At 46.2% G+C, this 22,837-nt stretch carries 17 protein-coding genes; 7 read left to right on the plus strand and 10 right to left on the minus strand.

Annotated elements, in window-relative coordinates:
• Positions 1–69 precede the first annotated feature (69 nt).
• On the minus strand, positions 70–1,113 hold the full coding sequence (locus QUA47_RS15365; protein ID WP_333431362.1) for an aspartate-semialdehyde dehydrogenase: 1,044 nt from the start codon (positions 1,111–1,113) through the stop codon (positions 70–72).
• Between the two features lie 118 nt (positions 1,114–1,231).
• On the opposite strand from QUA47_RS15365, the gene QUA47_RS15370 reads away from it, so the two are divergent.
• From QUA47_RS15370 to clpX, 4 genes are all read left to right on the plus strand, one after another.
• Positions 1,232–1,387 (plus strand): hypothetical protein, encoded by a 156-nt coding sequence (locus QUA47_RS15370; RefSeq protein WP_190660536.1) that lies wholly within the window; start codon positions 1,232–1,234, stop codon positions 1,385–1,387.
• Between the two features lie 740 nt (positions 1,388–2,127).
• Complete coding sequence (tig, locus tag QUA47_RS15375; protein WP_333431363.1) at positions 2,128–3,543, plus strand: trigger factor; 1,416 nt, start codon at positions 2,128–2,130, stop codon at positions 3,541–3,543.
• Between the two features lie 824 nt (positions 3,544–4,367).
• Positions 4,368–5,057 (plus strand): ATP-dependent Clp endopeptidase proteolytic subunit ClpP, encoded by a 690-nt coding sequence (clpP, locus tag QUA47_RS15380; protein WP_015179195.1) that lies wholly within the window; start codon positions 4,368–4,370, stop codon positions 5,055–5,057.
• Positions 5,058–5,066: 9 nt separating this feature from the next.
• Positions 5,067–6,410: an ATP-dependent protease ATP-binding subunit ClpX gene (clpX, locus tag QUA47_RS15385; RefSeq protein WP_333431364.1), complete on the plus strand. Its 1,344-nt coding sequence runs from the start codon at positions 5,067–5,069 to the stop codon at positions 6,408–6,410.
• 240 nt (positions 6,411–6,650) lie between these two features.
• Here clpX and dnaX read toward each other — a convergent pair whose 3' ends face one another.
• Complete coding sequence (dnaX, locus tag QUA47_RS15390) at positions 6,651–9,998, minus strand: DNA polymerase III subunit gamma/tau (RefSeq protein ID WP_333431365.1); 3,348 nt, start codon at positions 9,996–9,998, stop codon at positions 6,651–6,653.
• Here dnaX and QUA47_RS15395 point away from each other — a divergent pair.
• Positions 9,978–10,121 (plus strand): hypothetical protein, encoded by a 144-nt coding sequence (locus QUA47_RS15395; RefSeq protein WP_333431366.1) that lies wholly within the window; start codon positions 9,978–9,980, stop codon positions 10,119–10,121. The genes dnaX and QUA47_RS15395 overlap by 21 nt on opposite strands.
• Positions 10,122–10,539: 418 nt before the next feature.
• Positions 10,540–11,451 carry a hypothetical protein gene (locus QUA47_RS15400; protein ID WP_190660546.1) on the plus strand — a complete coding sequence of 304 codons (912 nt, stop codon included), beginning with the start codon at positions 10,540–10,542 and terminating at the stop codon, positions 11,449–11,451.
• A gap of 17 nt (positions 11,452–11,468) precedes the next feature.
• Here QUA47_RS15400 and QUA47_RS15405 read toward each other — a convergent pair whose 3' ends face one another.
• The 4 genes from QUA47_RS15405 to QUA47_RS15420 all read right to left on the minus strand — a co-directional run bounded on the left by QUA47_RS15405 (position 11,469) and on the right by QUA47_RS15420 (position 16,056).
• Complete coding sequence (locus QUA47_RS15405) at positions 11,469–12,191, minus strand: DevA family ABC transporter ATP-binding protein (protein WP_333431367.1); 723 nt, start codon at positions 12,189–12,191, stop codon at positions 11,469–11,471.
• A gap of 63 nt (positions 12,192–12,254) precedes the next feature.
• The gene (devC, locus tag QUA47_RS15410) at positions 12,255–13,415 is read right to left on the minus strand and encodes an ABC transporter permease DevC (protein WP_333431368.1); all 1,161 of its coding nucleotides are present in this window, start codon (positions 13,413–13,415) and stop codon (positions 12,255–12,257) included.
• Positions 13,416–13,600: 185 nt separating this feature from the next.
• A complete protein-coding gene (locus tag QUA47_RS15415; RefSeq protein ID WP_333431369.1) occupies positions 13,601–15,247 on the minus strand; it encodes an HlyD family efflux transporter periplasmic adaptor subunit in 1,647 nt (548 codons plus the stop codon).
• Positions 15,248–15,318: 71 nt separating this feature from the next.
• Positions 15,319–16,056, minus strand: coding sequence for a phycocyanobilin:ferredoxin oxidoreductase (locus tag QUA47_RS15420; protein WP_333431370.1), 738 nt, complete (start codon positions 16,054–16,056; stop codon positions 15,319–15,321).
• A 128-nt stretch (positions 16,057–16,184) separates the two neighbouring features.
• On the opposite strand from QUA47_RS15420, the gene tatA reads away from it, so the two are divergent.
• Positions 16,185–16,376, plus strand: a complete 192-nt coding sequence (tatA, locus tag QUA47_RS15425) for a twin-arginine translocase TatA/TatE family subunit (RefSeq protein WP_333431371.1) — start codon at positions 16,185–16,187, stop codon at positions 16,374–16,376.
• A gap of 61 nt (positions 16,377–16,437) precedes the next feature.
• Here the strand turns inward: tatA and panB are convergent, their stop codons facing one another.
• The 4 genes from panB to QUA47_RS15445 all read right to left on the minus strand — a co-directional run bounded on the left by panB (position 16,438) and on the right by QUA47_RS15445 (position 22,423).
• Positions 16,438–17,214 carry a 3-methyl-2-oxobutanoate hydroxymethyltransferase gene (gene panB / locus QUA47_RS15430; protein ID WP_333431372.1) on the minus strand — a complete coding sequence of 259 codons (777 nt, stop codon included), beginning with the start codon at positions 17,212–17,214 and terminating at the stop codon, positions 16,438–16,440.
• 287 nt (positions 17,215–17,501) lie between these two features.
• Positions 17,502–18,923: a tetratricopeptide repeat protein gene (locus tag QUA47_RS15435; RefSeq protein WP_333431373.1), complete on the minus strand. Its 1,422-nt coding sequence runs from the start codon at positions 18,921–18,923 to the stop codon at positions 17,502–17,504.
• Between the two features lie 219 nt (positions 18,924–19,142).
• On the minus strand, positions 19,143–20,435 hold the full coding sequence (locus QUA47_RS15440) for an AAA family ATPase (protein WP_333431375.1): 1,293 nt from the start codon (positions 20,433–20,435) through the stop codon (positions 19,143–19,145).
• A 230-nt stretch (positions 20,436–20,665) separates the two neighbouring features.
• The gene (locus tag QUA47_RS15445) at positions 20,666–22,423 is read right to left on the minus strand and encodes a serine/threonine-protein kinase (protein WP_333431376.1); all 1,758 of its coding nucleotides are present in this window, start codon (positions 22,421–22,423) and stop codon (positions 20,666–20,668) included.
• Between the last annotated feature and the right edge of the window lie 414 nt (positions 22,424–22,837).

Below are 22,837 nucleotides of genomic sequence, written 5' to 3' on the forward strand. Positions count from 1 at the left end.
ATTTTAGATTTCAGATGAAAGGTTTATCTAAAATCCCCAATTTCAATTTCCCAATTGCCAGAATTTCCGCTAATTAGAAGCCGCGGCCACTTGGGTTCGCAACAAATTTTTTTCTACCAGCAACTCAGCTATCTGCACCGCATTTAAAGCCGCCCCTTTGCGGATTTGATCGCCAGAGAGCCACATTTCCAACCCGCAGGGGTGAGAAATATCTTGACGAATCCTGCCAACTAACACCTCATCCTTACCGCTAGCTTCTGCTGGCATCGGGAAATAATTAGCTTGCCAGTCTTCTACCAGCTTAACCCCGCTTGCCTGCTTTAAGATTTCCCTGGCCTCGATCGCGCTAAAAGGCTCTGCAAACTCTAGATTAATCGCTTCCGAATGAGCCCGCAGTACGGGAACCCGCACACAAGTTGCCGTAATTTTAATCTCGTCCGTACCAAATATCTTCCGAGTTTCGTTTACCATTTTCATCTCTTCTTCACAATACCCCAAATCATTAATCGGGGTGTTGTGCGGAAACAAATTAAATGCTAATGGGTAGGGAAATATATCTGTTTTGGGCGTTTCCCCCTGCAAAATTGCTCTTGCTTGAGCTTTCATTTCCTCCATTGCCCTTGCCCCCGCCCCGCTGGCAGACTGGTAAGTCGCTACAACGATGCGCTGTATCGGCCTAACTTTGTGAAGTGGCCAAACGGCAACTGCCATCAAAATAGTCGTGCAGTTGGGATTAGCAATTATACCTCGGTGAGCTGCAGCCGCTTGGGGATTGACTTCTGGAACCACTAGCGGTACGGTCGCATCCATGCGGAAAGCGCTAGAATTGTCAATTACCACTGCCCCGGCTGCCACCGCTTGCGGAGCCCATAACTTAGAAGTAGAGCCGCCGGCAGAGGCGAGCACCAGATCTACATTATCAAAAGATCGCGCCGAAACTGCTTCGACCGGCAGCATCTCACCGCCTAAAGGCAAAGTTGTGCCTGCTGAACGTTCCGAAGCCAGCAGCTTCAAGTTAGAAATCGGAAAACTCCGGCTGTGCAATAGTTCTAGCAACTCGGCACCGACTGCGCCGGTAGCTCCTAAAATGGCAACTCGATAGGATTGAGACAAATTAGTTTCCTCCACAAAATAAAGTCTAAACGATCGAAATCAAAAATTTAAATAACTGCAATTCTCAATATCAAACTTAATTAATGTTATGCGACATCAGGAGCATGAGAGGATAGCAATGGTGCAGTTAAGCGAAAAGGGCGATCGAACTTCCCGATCGATCCGTGCGATCGCACCCAATGCCAGTTTAGCATCTTTTGCCAATCGCCCACGCCCAATCCGCATCCGGTTAAGTTTTGCGATATATCTGCATTTTCGCAGGCGCATCCATTGACTTTGACTGGCCGCAGAGGCCGGCAAGATTGACATCACAGGGCGATATGTGCTATGGTGCATCGGCAATTAGTGGACTTAACCTCCACATTCCTAGCAGCAAAAGCTAGTATCCTCAAACCAAAACTATTTGGCAAGAGCCAAAAAAGTAGCCGGAAATGACTTACAGTCTCATCCGGTAAAGGTGTTGTAGTTGTGCCGTTACGAGTCAAAGCGTACAAAATTAAAATGCAGGCAAAGTCAGATTTGTATGTATTTTATCAAGGAAATTGGGTCTAAAACCCTGTCCTTCTAGGACGGCTTTAATTTCTTAAATCCCTTCCTAAAAGTCAGGAAATTTCTAGTAGACTACAGTAGTCAAGGTTAAACTCCTGCGCCATAGTGCATAAAAACAGTTAACGACACACTTTTAGGCGTAAACCGGGGGACAAAGAGCGGCGAAAACTCTATAAACAGCTAGGGGCTTAACACAGTTCCTTTAACCAGAGAAACCAACTATTTAGTCTTGTTAAGTAGGGTAGGGCATACCCGAACTCTAGGTAAATATCCTAGTACGCTTTTGGAGATAGACCCTCTGGGATGACTGCGAATCAGGCTCGTTAATTGGTAGGATTTCTACGGTTAAAAAGTTTGAGTATTGCCGAAAGGACGCAACATTTTAAGGTCAGTCGCTGAATTAAGAATCCCTGTCCTTTAGGTCAGGGAGTGTCAATACACTATTGTTAAATATCAAAAAAGCCGATGAAAGTAACCCAGGAAAAACTTCCAGCTAGCCAAATTGGTCTGGAAATCGAAGTACCGTCAGAAAAGTCAAAACAAGCTTACGAGCAAGTAATTAAACAATTTGCTCGCGAGGTTAATATTCCTGGGTTCCGCAAAGGCAAAGTTCCCCGTCAAGTTTTGCTACAGCGCCTAGGCCAGACTCGCTTGAAGGCGACGGCGTTGGAAAATTTGATTAATGATTCCCTGCAAAAAGCCCTCGAACAAGAAAAAATTGCCGCAATTGGCAGTTTTGAACTTCGCACCGAGTTTGAAGAATTACTAGCTAAGTTCGATCCAGAACAGCCTCTGATTTTTTCGGCAAAGGTTGATGTACAACCAGAAGTGAAAATGGGTCAGTACACAGGTTTGCAGCTTCAAGCAGAAGAAGCTAAGTATGATGAGGCTCAGGTAGATGAGGTTCTGGCAAAATATCGATCGGACAAAGCTGCTTTAATCCCCGTAGAAGGCCGGCCGGCTCAGTTGGGAGACATGGCTTTGGTTGATTTCTCCGGTAGATTTGCCGAAGCACCTGAAGGCGAAACTCCCGCAGAAATTCCCGGCGGTCAAGCAGAAGACTTCCAAGTAGAATTATCGGAAAATCAGTTTGTACCGGGCTTTATCCAAGGCATGATCGGGATGAATCCAGGAGAAACTAGAGAAGTTTCCGTGCAGTTCCCAGATGAGTATAGCAGTGAAGAACTAGCAGGAAAACCGGCAGTCTTTACGATTACTCTCAAAGAACTTAAGGAAAAAGAATTGCCGGAGTTGGACGACGACTTCGCCCAAGAAGTCAGTGAGTTTGAAACTTTAGCAGAACTGCGCGAATCGCTCGAAACTAGGTTTAAAGCAGACCAAGAAAACAAGACATCAGCAAATAAGGAAAAAGCTATATCAGCAGCCCTCGTGCAGCTAATAGAAGTGGAAATTCCCGAAACAATGGTCGATCGCGAAATCGATTATTTGTTGAATCAACAAGCCGTCCAATTGAAAAATTACGGCATAGATATCAACCAACTGTTTACGGAAGAAAATATGGGCCCGATGCGGGAACGCTCGCGCCCGGAAGCAATCGAGCGCCTCAAGCAGAATTTAGCTCTGGCAGAAATAGCCAAGCTGGAATCCTTATCTGTTGAACCAGCAGAAGTAGCAGCCGAAGTAGCCAAAATCAGAAAGCAGTTTCCCAAAGGAGATTTTGACCCCCAAAGGTTGCAGGAATTTGTAGCAGAAGACTTGCTAAAACAAAAAACCCTGAAATGGTTGGAAGAAAAAGGGACAATCGAACTCGTACCTGAAGGCTCTCTGACTCCTGCAGCTGCAGAATCAGAAGAATCAGACGCTGAAGATTCAGCAGAAGCAGCCACGAGCGTCGAAGTGGAAGTCGTAGGCGAAGAATAGAACTTAACTCAATTGGCTTATATCCCAACGCTGTAATGGTACTCAATTCAGCGTTGGGATATAAGTGAAGCAAGGTCTATGAAATAATCAAAAATTTCCTGATTTTTCACAAAAAGATGGTAAGATATAAGTGGTTGCGACCCACCCACTCGGCTGCAAACAACAGGTCACAGTAGCAGTAGTATGCTTACCAAGGATAACTGCGAGAGAAAGGGGGAAAAGACAGACCGCTGGTGATTGGGATACGTCAAACATGTGAAATACAATCCAAGTTTGTCATACGGAATAGTTTTTTGCCTTGGGAAACAGGGTTTCTGCGTGGGTTCCCTACGAAGGGATAAAGGCTGCAAAGCCAGAGATGCTGTGTAAGACTTGGATCGTCTTGAGTGACGAATATTCAGCAATGGATATCCCCAACAGAGCAACGGCAAATGAGACACGAAGCCTACACGCTCACCGCAAGGTTAGTGTTAGGTATTTCCCTGTGTTCAAATGTCCTAATTGGGGACATGAAATCAACCGTGATTTTAACGGCGCACCTAGATCCTTAACTACAAGCTCCGGGTGCGCCCGATCCTTACTAAAAGCTCGCGGTGTCCACTAGAAGCAGCGATGATTTACCAGTAAGTATTTTAACTCATTCACCCCGCGAGCCTTGCGAGTCACTCCAGCGTTGCGCCCAGCGCAGAAAGCACTTTCAAAACTCAAAACTCCCCATCCCCCCGATATCCGTTCAGAAGAGGCATAATAGTTAAAAGCTGGCGGCTTAATTTAAAGCTTTCATCAGCAGCAGCAAATTGTCTAGAATCCTTGACTGGTGTCTTATGGTTGTATCTCAATCTTCCAATTACCTAATTACAAGCTATAACGATTTTGATGTCAGTTCCAGCCCCAGCAATGTAGTGCCGATGGTACTAGAACAGTCGGGGATGGGCGAGCGGGCCTTTGACATTTACTCGCGCTTGCTGCGGGAGCGAATTGTGTTTTTAGGAACTCCCGTAACCGACGAAGTTGCTGACTCAATAGTGGCTCAGCTATTGTATCTAGATGCCGAAGACCCAGAAAAAGATGTCCAAATGTACATAAATTCCCCCGGCGGCTCGGTGACGGCCGGCATGGCAATTTATGACACAATGCAGCAAATCCGCCCGGATGTGGTGACGATTTGTTACGGTTTGGCAGCCAGTATGGGCGCATTTCTGCTGACAGCAGGAGCCCACGGTAAGCGGATGTCTCTTCCGAGTTCCCGGATTATGATCCACCAGCCGCTTGGAGGCGCTCAAGGTCAAGCAGTTGATATTGAGATTCAAGCCAAAGAAATCCTTTATCATAAGCGTAAGCTGAATCAACTGCTAGCGCACCACACGGGTCAACCGATCGAGAAATTAGAGGCTGATACAGAGCGCGACTTTTTTATGTCAGCCGAGGAAGCCAAAAATTACGGTTTGGTCGATCGAGTTATCGCTAAAGAAAACCTTCCGGCGGCGGGAGAGAATGTCACTGCACTGAATTAAGAGGCTGTTATGTCTAAGTACGACTCCCATCTAAAATGTTCGTTTTGTGGCAAGTCTCAAGAGCAAGTACGCAAGTTGATCGCAGGGCCCGGGGTGTATATCTGCGACGAATGCGTAGACTTGTGCAATGAAATTTTAGATGAGGAGTTGTTTGATTCGAGTGCAGTGCCTGCAACGGCGGTGCCCCCGAAGCAGGAAACGACGCAAAAGCGCCGCGCTACCTCGGGCAAAAGTATGTTGATGAGCCAAATTCCGAAGCCGAGGGAAATTAAAAATTACCTCGACGAAAACGCGATCGGGCAAGATGAGGCGAAAAAGGTGCTCTCGGTGGCAGTTTACAACCACTATAAGCGCCTGAGCTTTATCCATGCCAAAAATAGCGGCAAGCACCCGCCGGAAGAAGTAGAACTGCAAAAATCGAATATTTTGTTAATCGGGCCGACGGGCTGCGGAAAAACTCTGCTGGCTCAGACGTTGGCGGATATGCTGGACGTACCGTTTGCGGTGGCTGACGCGACGACGCTGACGGAAGCAGGCTATGTCGGGGAAGATGTGGAAAATATTTTGCTGCGGCTGCTGCAAGTGGCAGATATGGACGTGGAAGAGGCGCAGCGCGGAATTATTTATATTGATGAAATTGACAAAATTGCCCGCAAGAGCGAAAATCCTTCGATTACGCGGGATGTGTCGGGTGAAGGCGTGCAGCAGGCGCTGCTGAAAATGCTGGAGGGGACGATCGCGAACGTACCTCCCCAAGGCGGGCGCAAGCATCCCTACCAAGACTGCATCCAAATTGATACTAGCAATATCATGTTTATCTGCGGCGGTGCTTTTGTCGGTCTGGAAAAAGTGATAGAGCAGAGAACTGGCAAAAAGTCAATGGGTTTTATTCAGCCCGGAGAAGCTCAGCCGAAGGAAAAGCGGGCTGCTGATGTACTCAAGCAACTGGAACCCGAGGATTTGGTGAAGTTTGGGATGATTCCTGAGTTTATCGGGCGGGTGCCGGTGGCGGCGGTGTTGGAACCGCTGGATGAGGAAACGCTGATGGCGATTTTGACGGAGCCCCGAAATGCTTTGGTTAAGCAGTATCAAAAGCTGCTGAAGATGGATAATGTGCAGTTGGACTTTAAGCCAGAGGCGATTCGGGCGATCGCCCAGGAAGCATACCGCCGCAAAACTGGAGCGCGGGCGCTGCGGGGAATTGTCGAAGAATTGATGTTGGATGTGATGTACGAGTTGCCGTCGCGCAAGGATGTTGCCCGGTGTACGATTACTAAGGAAATGGTCGAGAAGCGATCGACGGCTGAGTTGTTGGTACTTCCGTCTTCGCTGCCCAAGCCAGAGTCAGCTTAAAAGTAGATATTCACAATCACTAGGTGACTCTAATTAAACCTAAAACTTTTAGGGTATTAAGAAACCTGGAAGGGCGGCCACTCTTAGCACCGCCCCTACTACAAAAACCGGGTTTCTCGGTTTTTTTTAGTGATCTATAGCAATCCTCGCATCATTTGTGATTTCTTACTCCCTCCCCGCGGGTTCGGGGAGGGTTGGGGTGGGGTAAAAAATTTACGACTCCTGCAAGGATTGCTATACTTACCAATCTATAAAATCATCCTCACCTAACTCAGAAGATAACTCGGGAAAATCCGGTTCAGATTCCAATCTAAAAGTTTCCGACTCCCAAATCTCCAAGTCATCCGACAAATCGACTACTTCCCCGTCAAACATATCAGCCAATTGCCTAGCCGTATTCGCGACATATTGAGCGTCATAACGCACCGCTATAGCCTGAGCGTTAAAGTCATTTTGAGAGTCTGTAGAACCGTTTGTGGGCGATCGCGATTCGGAAATTGCCGGCACATTAACGGCGGTATTTTCAGGCGCAGGCGGGTGCTTTTGTTCTTCTCCACCATTCCCCAAAAAATCATCTGTAATCTCAGAATCCGCCGACTTCTGCACCTGTTGGCCCGCATCACTCACAGGATGAGAATTCCTGGGATTTTCGCCAACACGTCCGTTAGAACTAGGCAAATCCTTGGCGCGGGAACTATTAGTTTCAGCGGGATTTGTCAAGCCCACTTTTACTGTTACTCGACGGTTAAAAATTTGCAAAAAAGCTTCTTCAATATTAGCTACTTTGTCTTTAACCATATTGAGCAACGGCTGCGAACTAATCTTAACATGAGCAGTATTATTGCTGAAAATTACTAGCTGTCCATGTTGGCGAAGCAGCGATTGAGTTCCATGCGGCCGCACGCGCTCAAGTACCTGTTCCCACACTCGATTTAAATCGATTTCATCGGCTGAATTAGTCGGTGAATAATTTGTTTGATTCGTTTCAGGAGTTGGTACAGGTGCGGGAATCGCTGCAGGAGGTGGACTTTCTGTTCGATTAGTCACAGGCTGCGACTGAGGTGGATGATTTTGCGAATTGGAAACTGAAGATTGTTCAATATTAGATATCTGACTCCCCCCCTTAGCAAGGGGGGGTTGGGGGGGGTGAATTTGTGATGGAGCAATATTTTTAGCTGGTTCGGCTGTTGGTTGCTGCTGAGTTCTAATTGCTGAGGGCCGCAATCCCAACAGCGTTACTTCCAGCCACAAACGCGGCTGAGTTGTGTTTTTAATTTGCACTTCGTGGGTTTGCAAATGTTTCTGACCTGCTAAAATTAACTCGGCATCCCAATTGCGGGCAAAATTGCAAAGTTTTTCCCAAGTTGCCGATGTTAAAGCTACTAAATCAGACCGTTTCGGGGCAGCTTTGGCTATTAGCAAATCTCGGTAAAAGCTCGCGAGACTTTGCAGCACGATTAGCGGTTCCCGACCGCGATCCATGAGATGGCGGGTCATGTCTATTAATGCTGTAGCGTTATCTGTATCAATAGCTTGCAGCAACTCCATTAAGTCATTCTCGGGGACTGCACCGACTAAATCCCAAACTTTTTCAACTGTTACTTCACCCTGAAATAAGCTTAGTTGGTCGAGCAAACTTTCGGCATCTCGCAGACCTCCTTGGGCGATTTGAGCAACCATTTGTACTGCAGCGCTGGCAATATTGATGTTTTCTAATTTGGCAATTTTGTGCAAATGAGCAATCATTGCATCGAGGGGGATGCGGCGGAAGTCGAACTTTTGGCAACGAGAAATAATAGTTGGTAATACTCTTTGTGGGTCGGTTGTGGCGAGAACGAATACAACGCGATCGGGCGGTTCTTCTAGGGTTTTGAGTAGAGAGTTGAATGCCTGGGTGCTTAGCATATGGCAATTATGAACCAGAAGACCGTTAGCGACAAAATTGTGGTTGTCTTCTACTTCAATATCATAAACTTTCTCGACCCCAGCGACTTTTACAGATTCGACTGTCTCCAAACTTGTAATCCATTGAAGGGATTGAATACTTTTTAAAGTCTGATACCCATTTTCTACTGGTTTCAGCACCCATGTGTATGTAGTCGTAGGTTTTACAGGTGTTAGACCTTCTGTAAAATTTAGTTGTTGTTGGGTATCCCAAACCTGTAAGCCAATTGGCAAGGAGTTGATTTTCTGCCCTAGAATATCCTTCTGTATGAATTTGGATACTTGGACTTCCTTCGGGGGAAATGCTGAGCGAGCCATCATCCATGTACCACCAAGCAAGTCCTTCTGGAGTGACGCGATCGAGCCAATCCATTGTGACGTATTTTCCGTTTCCGTTGGGTTTAACAGCGTCAAAGACATCTCTAAGTTGGGGATGGCAGACTGTGTTGCAACAGACTGATATATTTCCGTATCCTCGGTTAGGTGTAACTCGTAACTTTGGTCGCAGTGTCGAAAGGCAAAAAGCTTTGTATTCCAACCATTCCCGCTGCTTTTCTCCGTGTGTCCAGCCCAATCTTGGAAATCGGCTATATTTATTTGGGTAGGTGATAAAACCGTCTCCAAGCAATGTTCCGTAGATGAGTCCGAGTGTTTCTGGTTGCAAAACTTCGGCATTTGCCAAGAACTTTTCCGTTCTTGCATCCCAAAGTCCATGTCCTTTTTTATACGGATGTCGCTGCCAATGAGACTGAATGCTCTTAATCCCTTTGCCTTTTTTTTGTAAAAAGTCTGGTATTTCGAGTTGTTCTCCACAGCCACACGCACAGAGAGGTCGGATGGCTTGAGCCTGTTCGAGAATAGAGGCAAAGTCGTAGGATTTTTGTCCGTAGGTATTCCCGTAAAATTGATGTCCTCTGGCAAATCTCCGCAAGCGTCAATCTGTTCCAATTTTGTGAATGAGGGTGCCGCACCCACATTCACAGGGGATAGTATCTTCACTCCTTCTTTTACGTCTTTTGCTCGTATCCATCCCTGTTCTGTCCTGATTAGATGATTGCCCGTACATCTGATTTCTCGGTTGGCGGTTTTAATCACCAGTATTTGTTTCTCCCCTCGGTCTAACCACCTCAAAACTTTTTTAAATTCCCAAACTTCAGAAGTTTCGTTATAGCTGAGAACTTGTTTTCCTTGGATGTTGGGATTGTCGATCCGCATCAGACCTTCGCTAGTTTTTACCTGAGAATCACCCGTCAAACACTCGTCTATTACATATACTTTATAGCGGCATTGTACGGGAGCAAATTGAGCTCGTTCGATCAAATCCCGAATGTTATCTACTCCGGTGTTGCTGGCGGCGTCAATTTCGATGACATCTAGTGTGGAACCTCGGGCAATTTCTTGGCAAACGTTGCATTTGCCACAGGGTGTGGGGGTGGGGGCAACCGTAGAAATACAGTTAAGGGATTTGGCGAAAATTCTGGCACTAGAGGTTTTACCGGTGCCTCTGGGGCCGGTGAATAGATATGCTGGTGCTATGCGCTCTTGTAGGATGGCGCTGGTGAGGGTTTGGGCGATCGCCTCTTGACCGACTAATTCGGCAAATGTCTGAGGGCGATATTTGTGGTGCAGGGGTTCGTAGGTCACGATCGAATATTGGTGGTATTAGCTGTAATCTTAGCTAAGGAGACGTTGTTCGATCGCACCATAGCCAGACTCTCACAGCAAGCCGCCCGGTGGGCTTGCACGGCGGGAGTCAGCCAACAGTAGGAATTAGCACTCTCCCAACGTCCGCCCCTCGATCGTCCGGGCGATCGTCGGCTGTTCTCCTTGATGTTTTCCGCTGCTGGCTCCCAGAGTTACTATTAATTTATGTGTATTTCTTTTTATTTTTCTAGAAACGGAGACCGCCGAACAAACATTTTTTTTAGATATATTGGTATAATATATTACAGACAATTCACCATTTCTATTTGCCAGTGCCAGCGCGCGATTTTCCGATATTTCGGAAACCTGCTTGCAGTTAAAGATAAAGTATTAATTAGAGGGTGCGTGCTCCAGTTGCAGAAATCCAGTTGTACCAAGATGATGGTGGAATGATGTCAATGTTGGTTGATCCAGTTGCACTACCAGCTCTACTCTGGAGTTTTGTATAAATCTAGCGTCAAATTTTACCCTTTAAAAGCCCATGTCAACCCAAATAATCCTTGTAGAACCAAGGTTGGCAGTAGCCTCTCCCAAACCTAAACAGGCTAAACCCGGAGATCCGTCCTCAGACCAACTCTTCATGGGAGCGTCGGGATTACTGTTATTATTGCTTATCGGTTTAGCGGTGTTTACCAAGCTAAAACTCGACGATTTGAGCAAAAAGCTCAAATTTGAGGAGTTTAGAAATCGAGAACTCCAGAAAAAATACAAAATGGCTCTGGAAACCATGTTAAAGATGGAAAAGAATCCCGACCTTATCCACTCGCGAGACTTTAATTTAGACTACCTGAGAATGCGGATGGCGGAAGAAGTCTTTCACTTTGCCATTGTGAACCAGATCAAGGTAAAAGTTAAAGAAAAAATTAGTATTGCCCTGCGTCCGACTCAGGGGGCAGTGGGAGATAAAAATGGGAATGCGGGCAGCGGCAGGCAAGTGGATTCGATGTTTGATATCGAATACGAAACTGGCGATCCGGCAATAAAAATAGAAAAACGCGTGCTGTTTCGGATTCAAATTAAGTTGATGAAACTGCCGACTCAGGCAACATCAGCGACAATTAATCAAATTATTGACTGTTTGGAAACTTATCTGAGTCCTTCAGACGACCACGACAGTTGGCAGCCCACAATTCAAGGTCGCATCGTTCATATTGAGTGGGATCAAAAAGCCAAGCCGACGCCGATGTTGGTGCTGGAACAGTCGAATGAAGGGGTGAATGTTACCTTTAGGACTACGAGAACGCCTGCCGGCAGACCTGCAAATGCCACTGAGGGCCAATTGGTAGGAGCTAAGGGTCAAAAAAGTAGCAAAAGTAGTTCTAAAAGTCCAGCCAAAGGTGGGACAAAAAGTCCTGCTAAGGTAGGAGGAAAGCGTCCCGTTTCTCGGAAATAAGTGTAGGTGGGTTAATATTATTTTGCCGAAAGAACGCCGGTTGCCACCGTTGTTGATGTGTCTTGTGCGAGGTAGCCGTCTTCCATGTGAATAATGCGATCGGCTATGTCTAAAATGCGGTTGTCGTGCGTGACAAGCAAAATAGTGCAGTGCTGTTCTTTTGCCAAACCTCGCATAATTTCTACCACATCTCGACCTGATTTACTGTCTAGTGCTGCTGTGGGTTCGTCTGCTAATACTAATTTCGGCTGGCTGACTAATGCGCGGGCGATCGCAACTCTTTGTTTCTGGCCGCCAGAAAGGCTGTCCGGGTAATAATCTATTCTTTCTCCCAAGCCTACAGCTTGCAGCATTTCCTCTATTTTATCATTAGTTTCTTGGGGAGAAAGATGACTGTGCAGTTCTAAAGACATTTGCACATTTTGCCTAGCTGTCAAGCATTTGAGCAAATTGTGAGCTTGGAAAATATAGCCGATGTCGCGGCGGATTTTAACTAATTTATTTTTCGGCGTTCCCCGCAATTCTTGGCCAAGAATTTTAAGACTACCTTCTTGGATCGATCGCAAAGCTCCAATCAAGGTTAACAATGTTGTTTTACCAGACCCAGAAGGCCCAGTCATCAGCACGATTTCGCCCGGATAAATTTCGAGGTTGATGTCAAATAATGTTTGTTTGCGAAGTTGTCCTTCGCCGAAGGAATGATTGAGATTTTTAATCGAGACAACTGGTAAAGTATTCATTGGTAATTGGTAATTGGTAATTCCTTCTTCCTTCTTCCTTCTTCCTTCTTCCTTCTTCCTTCCTTAAAAAATATCCGCCGGGTCAGCCGCCTGCAACTTCCTAACTGCGATCGCCCCCGACACAGCACACATGACCACTGTCATAATAAAAACAGTCATAGCTTTCGCCAAAGTCATATACATCGGCAAACTCGTAGCACTTCTCCCTAAATTGTACAGCACCAAAGAAACTCCAAACCCTGGCAAATAGCCAAGAATTGCCAAAATCAAAGCCTCTTGAAACACCACACCCAAAAAGTAAACATCCTTATATCCCATCGCCTTGAGCGTAGCGTATTCTGGTAAATGATCGGTAACATCAGTATAAAGAATTTGATAAACAATCACTATCCCAACGATAAATCCCATTGCCGCGCCGAGTGTGAAAACAAATCCGATTGAGGTACTTTCCTGCCAATATTTTTTTTCAAAATCTACAAACTCTTCTTTAGTAGAAATTCTCACATCGTTCGGCAAAGCTGCCCTCATTTTATCAACAACAGCCTTAACATCTGTTCCCGGCTGCAAGTGAACAATACCTATATCGATTAAACCTCTTGTTCTCCGCGTCGAAAAAATCCGTATAAAGTTCAAATCGCTGGTGACAAGATTTCCGTCTGCACCGAAAGAGGCCCCTATAGTAAATAAACCATTTACCCTAACGCGGCGATTGTCAACTTCAGTTTCAACAACTTTTCCCTGTTTGAAATATTCTGCTACCGGCCCAAACTCCGGCCGGGAAGCTTGGTCAAATAAAACCACATCCGACATTTTGATTTTGTCCAAATTATTTTGGATTTCAGGCAGATCAAAGATGGGATGAGCGGGGTCAAAACCGATTACCATCAATTGGCGGGTATTGCGCTGGTTGGGGTCGGGATTTTTCCACAATCCAAAGCCTAAATATACGGGACTAATTGCTGTAACGCCGTCAAAACTCAAAGCTTGATACAAGCGACGCTGGGGAAAACTTTTCATGGCTATTAAAGCCGTAGACTGGGTGCTGCTGATAAAAATATCTCCTTTTAACTTCGAGTGAAAGGTGATGGAGCTTTCAAATAGCGCGTCTCTAAATCCAAACTGCATAAACATTAGCAAGTCAGCAAATCCTATGCCGGCTAGCGCGATTACTAAGCGCATTTTTTCGCGGGTTAATTGTGCCCAAGCTAGTGGTATTTTTGCCATAATAGTCTATTTTAGATTTTAGATTTTAAATTTTAGATTTAGAATTTGAGAGTGAATAATTTTAAGAGTTAAGCACGGGTGTTGAGAAACCGATTTTTTTGCCCTTATATTTGATTCAAACCCTTAATATCGGTAAAACACCCGGTTGCTTGAGTCCCCATCCGTAAGTCTTATCAACGTAAAATTTAGATATTTATTTTGACTTCAACCTGCAAGTTTGTTAGGGTTGCAACTTTCTTGCTCGATTCCGGATCGAGGCGAATTCTAACTTCGATAACTCTCGCGTCGGTGTCGGCGGCGGGGTCTGTATTAAGGACATCTTTTTTGCTGATTTGTTTGCCGATGCGAGCGACTGTTCCTTCCACAGTGCCTGTAAAAACCGGGCTGGTGACTGTTGCGCGCTGACCGTTTCGCACTTTGGCGATGTCGGTTTCGTAAACTTCTGCTACGGCGTACATTTGGTCGGTGCCGCCTAGTTCTACGATGCCGTCTTGAGTGTTGACACCTTCTCCTTGTCGGCTGTGAACTTTGAGGATGTAGCCGGATACGGGTGCTTTGACGTAACTTAGGTTTAAGTCTACTTGAGCTTTTTGTTTGGTGGCGATCGCACTTTCGACGGCGGCTTGGGCGGCTTGCACGTCTTCGGGACGTACTTCGGCAATTTGGTCTAGATTGGCTTTGGCTTGATTGATTTGTTCTTGGCCAGTTTCTGCTTTTTGTTTGAGTATTGCTTCGGCTTGATTGATTTGTTCTCTACCAGTTTCTATCTTTTGATTTAAGGTGGCTCGGGCTTGGTTAATTTCCTGCCTGCCTGTTTCTAACTTGCGTCGGAGATTGGCTCGGGATTGATTGATTTCCTGCTTGCCTGTTTCTACTGTTTGTTTGATTGTTGCTTTCGTTTCGACTATTTGCTCTTGCAGTGTTTGCACTGTTTTTTCTAATACAGCTTGCGCTTCTTTTACTCTCTGGCGAGCCGTCTCTGCTGCTAAGCGTTTGGTGTCGTAGGCGGAAGCAGAAATTGCGCCTGTTTGGGAGAGTTCTTTATTGCGTTGTTCCTCGGCTTCGGCGTTGGTTAATTCGGCTTTTAGCCGATCGACTGTAGCGTTTTGAGAGGCAATTTCGCCGCGCAATTGAGCTTCTAACCTAGCCAATTTGGACTGCTGCACCTCTGTTTCTCTTTCGAGTTGTGCCTCCAATTTGGCAAGATTAGCTTGTTCGGCTTCGGTTTCTCTTTGAAGTTGTGCCTCGAATTTGGCGACGTTAGCTTGTTCGGCTTCGGTTTCTCTTCGCAGTTGAGCTTCTAAGCGGGCGATATTGGCTGCTTCGCCTTCGGTTTCTCTTTGCACTTGTGCTTCAAACTTGGCAACTTCTGCTTTTTGAGCGCCGACAACGCCTGTTTTTGCGCCTGCTTGAATTTTCGCTAATTCTGCTTGTTTGACTTTGACTTCTTTGTCGGCTTGTTGGAGGATTGCTTGGAGTCGATCGCGCGTATCGAGAACTGCTATGATTTGTCCTTGACTGACTCGATCGCCCTCTTCCACCTGCAACTGTTCAATTCTTGCTCCCTCCGACGCAGAAGGGGCCGACAATTTGATAACTTCCCCCTGGGGAGTCAACCTACCCAAAGCTGTGACGCTGTTGCGGGTGGCGACGGAAGTTGCAGCCGCCGCTGCAGCCGCCGCTGCCTTTAACTCTTCGGCTTTTCTAATTTGAGATACTTGCCAAAAACCGACTCCTGTGGTAACGACCGTGGCGGCGATCGCTAAACCGATGATTCGTCGTCCTGGGGGTTTTAAAAATGATTTATCCTTGACCCGTGATTCCTTTCCCATGACTTATAAAGTAGGTGATTTCCTGATTAAGTTTTTTTCACCCACTGTGAAGTATTGTAAACCAATTTCAGCTATTTAGGGATATCAAAAAGCACCTCGGTCATGTAATGTTCGGCCCAATCTTTACCGAAAGCTTTTTCGAGTATGCGACGGGTTTTGTCGTTTTGCTGCTGCTGGGTGCAGTAGTAAATTTGAGCGTCGAGAATTTTCGAGGCTTCGGCGGCAGAGACTGGTTCGGAAGCGACTGCCTGTTTGCAGTGAATTTCAACGTAGGATTCAACTATGTCCAGAAATCTGCTTTCTTCTTCGATCGACTCTGGCCGCACAAACAGACAAAATTCTGAGAAAATATCCCCCCATTCGGGAATTTGGCGGGGACAAGAAAATTGATCGATCGGCAATATTGCCAGTTGGGTTCGGTAGGTTTCCGACAAAGTTCGATCGGGATTGAGGGGAGAAAGGTCTGCGATCGCGGCGCTAACTTGACCTTTGCCTGCTACTATATCCGTACCGAACATCGGCAAAGCATAATTCGGTCTGGGAAACATCACGCAGTGCAGAATGTCAAGCAAGGGCCCGACTTTAGCGAGTTCGAGGTGTATTTTGCGGAACTGGGGCGTTTGATAGCAGCGGTTTTCAATGATCAGTTTTTCTCCTTCCAAGCGGCCTTCTACATATCCCAACTCAGCGGGCAGGTGGTAGGGTTCGAGGTCGAGATAGCGGTGCCATACTGCTTCCATCCGATCGGCTAAATCGCGGATGAGATGGTGCTGTTGGTCGCGCAGGGAAGGCTGGGATATTTCTAACATTCCTATTTATCGGGGGATAGCTTAATAAAACTTGATTCTACTGTTGCAGGATGCAGGAAAAAAGGTAGATACTTTAACAATATCAGTAGATTGACTTACGATCGAGCAAGTTTTACAGGAGATTTTGTATGTTTGGTCTGGGATTGCCCGAAATGGGCATTGTTGCGGTGGTGGCTATTCTAATTTTCGGCCCCAAGAAGATTCCTGAGTTGGGAAATGCTTTGGGCAAAACGCTGCGGAGTTTTAAGGAAGGGGTTGGTCAATCTGAGGATGAAGCTGTTGAGAAGGAGAAAGAGGAAGAGGGCCAGCCGAAAGTGTAAGTTAGGTTTGTAGTGAGGATTTTAGTCCTTTTTTTTAAGGGCTCAAGCCCTCACTAAGAACCTATTCGGGAAATTTGCCTTCTCTAACTTCGAGGGAATAATCTTTTACAGCTTGGGTAATTGTTTCTCGCAAATTGGCGTAAGCTTTGGCAAAAGGCGGCTGTTTTTCAGAAAGTCCCAACAAATCTGAAGTAACTAAAACTTGACCGTCGCAGTGCGGCCCGGCGCCGATACCAATGGTGGGAATAGTTAATTTTTGGGTAATTTGAGCAGCTAAGTCGGCGGGAATGTGTTCTAAGACGATCGCAAAGGCACCTGCTTCTTGAAGCGCGATCGACTCTGCTATGATGCGATCGGCTGCTTCGGCCGTTTTTCCTTGTTTTTTGTAGCCGAGTTGGTGTACCGACTGCGGAGTTAAACCAACGTGCCCCATCACCGGAATTCCGGCGGATGTTAGCTGCGAAACTGTGGCGGCCATTGCTGGATATCCACCTTCTAATTTTACAGCTTGAGCGCCAGTTTCTTTCAAAGCTCTCCCGGCAGAGTGCATGGCTTGCTGGGGACTTTCTTGGTAAGTCAAAAACGGCAAATCTACCACAATTAATGCTTGTTTAACTCCACGGCGCACAGCTTTAGCGTGGTGCAGCATTTCATCGAGGGTTATGGGTAGGGTTGTGTCGTAGCCTAAGACTGTCATGGCGAGGGAATCGCCGACTAGGATGATATCTACGCCTGCTTGATCGATGAGTTGGGCGATCGCATAATCATAAGCTGTCAGGGCAACAATTGACCGCCCTTGTTGTTTCCACTGAATTAATTGATGAGTAGTGACTGACATTTTAGTGCAAAAATATAATATTATCTCCTGCTATTACTTATAATATCAAATATAATAAATTATATACAATCCATATTGTAGGGTGTGTGAGGCGCGGCGATTAAGAATTGTCACAAAAAATTGAGCAGATTAATTCAGCGCCTCACGCACCAGCAAAAACTCAATGCACGCCTGCAATGGTGCGCCTCAGCACTATGTATAAGCTGCGAGTGATCAACTAAATAATTTACTATTTAGGCTGCATATTGTACATTTTAACAATATTTATAACTGAGCGATATCTTTATTTATTCCTGAATTTCTGCTAATAACTGTTCCCCGAAAGGATGTTTTTGCAATTGCTCAAATGTCCAATGCCATTTACTGATTCCTTCCCGCCACAGCCCAACATAATTTTCCCACACAATCTGAATGTTGGGGTGGTTTTCTGGTAATTTGCTGCGAAGAATTTCCACAGCTTGCAAACACAGCGGTTCTGCTTCCGAGTACCTGCCTTGGGAACGATAAAGTCCGGCTAAATTGTTGAGGTGAGTTGCTAAACTGGGATGGTCTTCTGGGAGCGATCGCCTGTCTATTTCCACTACTTGCAAATACAGCGGTTCTGCTTCCGAGTACCTGCCTTGGGAACGATAAAGTCCGGCTAAATTGTTGAGGCGAATAGCTAAACTTGGATGGTCTTTAGGGAGCGATCGCCTGTCTATTTCCACTGCTTGCAAATACAGCGGTTCCGCTTCCGAGTACCTGCCTTGGTGACGATAAAGTTCCGCTAAATTGTTGAGGTGAGTGGCTAAACCCGGATGGTCTTCTGGGAGCGAGCGCCTGTCTATTTCTAATGCTTGCAAATACAGCGGTTCTGCTTCCGAGTACCTTCCTTGGGATTTATAAAGTTCGGCAAGGTAACTTAAACTACTTGATAATTCCAGTTCCACATCTAACTCTTGTTGAAGGGCGATCGCCTTTTTAAAATACTCGATCGCCAATTCATACTCTTGCTGAAAGTTTTCGCACTCTCCAGACTCTATCCTTCTGTCATAAATCTTCCCCATACTGGCATAAAGACTTGCCAAACAGGGGTCTTCGAGTCCTTTTTTCTGTTCCGTTCGCGCGATTAAATCCTGCAAATCTTCGAGCGGAATCAAACTCGGCGGTTCGCGATCGTCCTCTTCAACTAGCGATCGAAACGGTTCAAATTCAGTTTTGGGAACAGCCGCAGTTTTTTTCGTATCAAAGCGAAACACACCTTTGCGCCAACTCCAAAAATCAGGAGATTCATTGCTAATCAGAATTTCAATTTGTCGCGTCACCCACAAGACAATCGAAAACGGAAACTCCCGCAATGCTTCCCGCGTCCATTGCAAATAGCCAAAAAACACTTCTTGTTCCGATCGACTTTCGCCAAGTTGTTTAAAAAACCGCAGTTTTTCCACACCCGTCACGGTGATCACGGCTTTTCCCCGCTGCTGCAAATATGCTTCTTGTTCGACTAAATTGGCGATCGCCGATCGCAAACTGGGTTCACCCCTCGCCAATTCTACGCGATAGCGGCGGATATCCGGTTCGAGTTCTGCTTCATAATCCGAAATCAGGCGATCGCGACAGTCGCTATCATCGCAAACTGCGATTAGCAAGTTGAGAATATCTTTACCCGCTTCAATTGACACGAGTAAATCTTCATAATTATCTTGGTTTTGACTGTTGAGATTCGACATAATTGATTGTCATTTGTATCGAAGTCTCGATCCCCCTAAATCCCCCTTAATAAGGGGGACTTTGAGAACACTCTTGTCCCCCCCTTAATAAGGGGGGCTAGGGGGGATCGACTTTGGACTCAGACATTACCTTAGTCCCGCTTTGCTGAGCCGAAAATTTGTGCGATCGCGTTGCTAGCGGTTTCAACCGCCGAGTTTAATTGTTGAGTATCAAAGAAATTATTCACGCGGAAAATCATCCCGCTGCCTTAACAATTCTAGCACGATCGGGTGAATGTCGTACCACAAAACAGCATTGCGATATTCCAAAACATATAACCCATGCAACAAGTCCAAAAATCCTTGTGCTTTCGGGTCAGCAGGTTTAAAATCTCTGTAAGTTGCTATCAACATCTCATAATCAGTTGTTCCTAAACGGGTATCAAAATCGATCCGCAATTTATTAATCGCTTCCTCAAACACCTCAGCATTAATTTTAATCGCCGCTTCTGGATTCCGTCGCACCAACCGCAAACAAATGCGGCAGCATTCGTTAGCAATTCTAATCAATTCTCGCAATACTCCACCGCTGTATGCGACAACGCGATCGAGTGTTTCCGGTTCGATCAATTCGCTTCCCAAGCGTTTAGCTAAAATCTCTTTCAATCTCGCCGCCGGTTCCGGCATTGCAACAGCATCAGCATTCCGGCTTTCCCCCCGTTTAAACAGCTTAGTTACTGGCATAAACACGACTTGATTGTTAGTTTCCGTTTCCACGGTAGCGGCCAAAGAGACATCTCGCAGCGCCGAAATAGGAGTTGTTAAAATTATCCTAAAATTGGGCAAGAAAAGCGCTTTAATATGTTCTTGATAAACTTGGCGAACTACACCTAAATCTAACTTATCCAGGTCATCAATCACCACGATTATGTCTTTTTTCGCGCCTTCTAGAACTACGGCAGCAATCTGGTTAATTGTCGCAACCAAATCAGAAACTTTGCGAATAAACTCTTGTTTGATTTCCTCGCGAATCGTCGCATCAGCTTTTAACTTGCCTTGAATCATCTTAAACAAGTTAAAACCCACCGATCCGCTGGCGCCCAATTCGTCAATTTTTGTTTTAGTTTTAGTGGCAAACCAGTTATAAAATGATTCTTTAATTGATTGTTTGATGGGAATTTGCTGTTTTTCGGCTGCATCCATCAACTGAACAGCGATCGCAAACAAAATATTAATATGATTAACATCCGACATTTCGATTAAGTCGGAAATCGAGAAAAAGACTGTAAAATAGCGATCGTCCATCTGGCGGCAAAACTCAGCCAACAGTGTAGATTTACCGCAGCCGCGATGTCCTGTAAAAATAATTTTACCGCTACCGGAAGGATCATCTTCGACTAATTGCTCTAATTCTTCAAGCACTTCTGTCCCGTATTCTACTCGGAAGTTCTCGACTTCTTTCGGAGTTATCAGCGGCGATAACTCCATATTTGCATAGGCTGTCCGAAAGGATTCTAATAATATTTTGGACATGGCACTCGGAGGCTATTATTTAATGTTCTTCATGATTATAAGCTGTCTAGCATCTAAATTGTAGATTTTTTGGCGACCTCTCCGGCCCGCCCCACAATAGTTTTCAAAGCCGGAGAGCGCGCCTATATCCCCTTAACAAGGGGGGGACAAGATTACCCAAAGTGAATATTTTTAAGTGAAATTTAGGGGGATATGAATCTGAGGTGAAATGTTTAATGTTTAATTAATTCCTACTTCCACCCCAACCACCGCAACAAAGGCACAACTAAATAATGACTAACTCCCAAACAAAGCCCGATCGCACTTCCCAACAAACCAAAGAACACAATGGAGCCCCAAACTTGCAGCCAGCCGAAGGTAACGTTAGACAGTGACAAAATCCCAAAGAAACTCCCCGGAAAAATGTTCCAAGCATTCAGCAACAGAAACATTCCCGTAGAGAAAACAGCCACAACCAAAGCGTGAACTAATTGATGGCTCCGCAAACCCATTCCCACAGTCAAAGAGGCGATCGCAAAAGCTCCCAAAATAACCCCCTGCACACCGCTAGAAGCTGTTGCTTCCATCCAGCACAAACCCGCCAACAAATAACCCTGAGCTCCCATCAATCCAGACAGCCAATACTGTTTTTGCTGGCGAAAACTCCCCGCATCCGTCAAACCGATCGCAGTTCCGAACCCCGCAAACCCAAACAGCAGCACTTCCGGCCCGACAGCGAAAGTCATGTTAGGCATTAATTGCTGCAAACCTTCATTCAGAAAACTGGCAATTTCCGGGCCTAGAGGCGAAGCATAACCCAAAACCAAACCGCCGAGGGCCCCCGCACTTCCACCAACGGCACCCAGCACCATTTCCCAGCCTGTATCCAGAGAAGCTACCACGATTTGAGCGATCGCGCCGAACACAAAACCAGTCAGGCTGACAGTTTTTTGTGCCCCCGCCACCACTACTTGCCGGCAGAATTCTAAAATAGCTTGACCCGCAGGGGCGATCGCGATTTTGCCCTTACTCCTAGCATAAATCTCCTGCAAACGCGCCCGAACATCGCCAGCCGTCGCCGGACGCTGCTGCACATTCGATCGCACCATATCGTCCAACAAATTCGCCAAAGCCGGACTCACAGATACAATGTGGCGCCACCGCAACTCTCCCGTCATCGGATCTTCAATTTCCGCCGGATACTTCCCCGTCAGCAAGTGAATGCAAGTCCGCCCCAGGGCATAAAAATCCGTCGCCGGCACCACACCGCCGCCCACAATTTGTTCCGGCGGACTGTACCCGGGCGAAATCAACCGCGTCGAACTCGGAGAATCTTTCCCCACGGATTCGACACCGCCCATCTGTTTAACTCCCCCAAAGTCGATCGTCACCAATTGCAGTCCGCCCAAACCCTTGCTTAGCAAAACTTGGGGCGATTCCGGGTCTCGCAGCATCAAATTTGAGGGTTTAATGTCGCGGTGAATAATCTGAGACCTGTGCAACTCCTCTAAAATTTCCACAGCTTGACTCAGCCAACTAAACACCCATTCCTGCGGACAACCCTGAGGGTGCTCGTCGAGAACCTCTTCTAAAGTTTTGCCGTGAATCTTTTCCATTACCAAACAAGGCAGCCGCTTCGCCGCAGGATTTCCCTCCCCACCTGCAAAATTTTGCGTTTGGACGTGAAAATAACCGTCAGGCTCGACTCTCGGGACGCCTGGGTGTCGCAAGCCTGCCAAAACCCAAGCTTCTTGCTCGAACAGCTTCAGGGCTTTCGCGGAAGTTTCGAGCAACACTTTCAGGACGCGATCGGTTTGAGTTTCTGTGTCCCAGACTGTGAAAATCGCTGCAAAACCCCCGGAACCGAGGCTTTCTACAGGCACGTAGCGATTTTTTAGTCGCAGGGGAGCCCCGCAACTATGACAAAAATTGTTGCCCCAAGTCTGAGGGTAGGGCCTTGGGCAATCTGGATTGATGCAGTGAACGGCTTTTGAAGAGGGGTGAGGCACAACCAGAGTAAAAATGGGGCTAAATATCCATACTAGACTTACGCGCAGCTAACGCAGGAACCCGGTTTTCAGCGAGGTTAAATGGCTGTAACGACGGATTTGGTTTGAGAAACGAGCTTGCTCTTGCTGCACAAGTCCTGTCCATATTATGTGGTATGCTGTCGATTTTTGAGTTGACGGTCTGGAAGTCACGGGATTTTAGATTTTAGATTTTGGATTTTGGATTTTAGATTGCATACTGGATTGCTGTTGAGATCGATCTCAACAGCAATCCACAACTTTAGGTATTTCTAACTACTTAGCCCTGGCTCATTACTCGTTACTAATTCTGATTTTTAAGTATTAAATTCTTTACATAAACCGTATTGATCCGCTGTTCGGCTCGCTGCACCATATCTTTCGAGCGAGCGAAAT

Origin of the sequence: Microcoleus sp. MON2_D5, assembly GCF_036701905.1 — a bacterium.
Lineage (GTDB): Bacteria > Cyanobacteriota > Cyanobacteriia > Cyanobacteriales > Microcoleaceae > Microcoleus.

Coding starts and splice junctions, on each gene's coding strand:
- QUA47_RS15435 (WP_333431373.1), bottom strand. CDS start 18,923: ATGTCGAATCTCAACAGTCAAAACCAAGATAATTATGAAGATTTACTC.
- QUA47_RS15415 (WP_333431369.1), bottom strand. CDS start 15,247: ATGGGAAAGGAATCACGGGTCAAGGATAAATCATTTTTAAAACCCCCA.
- panB (WP_333431372.1), bottom strand. CDS start 17,214: ATGTCAGTCACTACTCATCAATTAATTCAGTGGAAACAACAAGGGCGG.
- clpP (WP_015179195.1), top strand. CDS start 4,368: ATGGTTGTATCTCAATCTTCCAATTACCTAATTACAAGCTATAACGAT.
- QUA47_RS15405 (WP_333431367.1), bottom strand. CDS start 12,191: ATGAATACTTTACCAGTTGTCTCGATTAAAAATCTCAATCATTCCTTC.
- QUA47_RS15440 (WP_333431375.1), bottom strand. CDS start 20,435: ATGTCCAAAATATTATTAGAATCCTTTCGGACAGCCTATGCAAATATG.
- QUA47_RS15370 (WP_190660536.1), top strand. CDS start 1,232: ATGGTGCAGTTAAGCGAAAAGGGCGATCGAACTTCCCGATCGATCCGT.
- devC (WP_333431368.1), bottom strand. CDS start 13,415: ATGGCAAAAATACCACTAGCTTGGGCACAATTAACCCGCGAAAAAATG.
- tatA (WP_333431371.1), top strand. CDS start 16,185: ATGTTTGGTCTGGGATTGCCCGAAATGGGCATTGTTGCGGTGGTGGCT.
- QUA47_RS15420 (WP_333431370.1), bottom strand. CDS start 16,056: ATGTTAGAAATATCCCAGCCTTCCCTGCGCGACCAACAGCACCATCTC.
- QUA47_RS15400 (WP_190660546.1), top strand. CDS start 10,540: ATGTCAACCCAAATAATCCTTGTAGAACCAAGGTTGGCAGTAGCCTCT.
- tig (WP_333431363.1), top strand. CDS start 2,128: ATGAAAGTAACCCAGGAAAAACTTCCAGCTAGCCAAATTGGTCTGGAA.
- clpX (WP_333431364.1), top strand. CDS start 5,067: ATGTCTAAGTACGACTCCCATCTAAAATGTTCGTTTTGTGGCAAGTCT.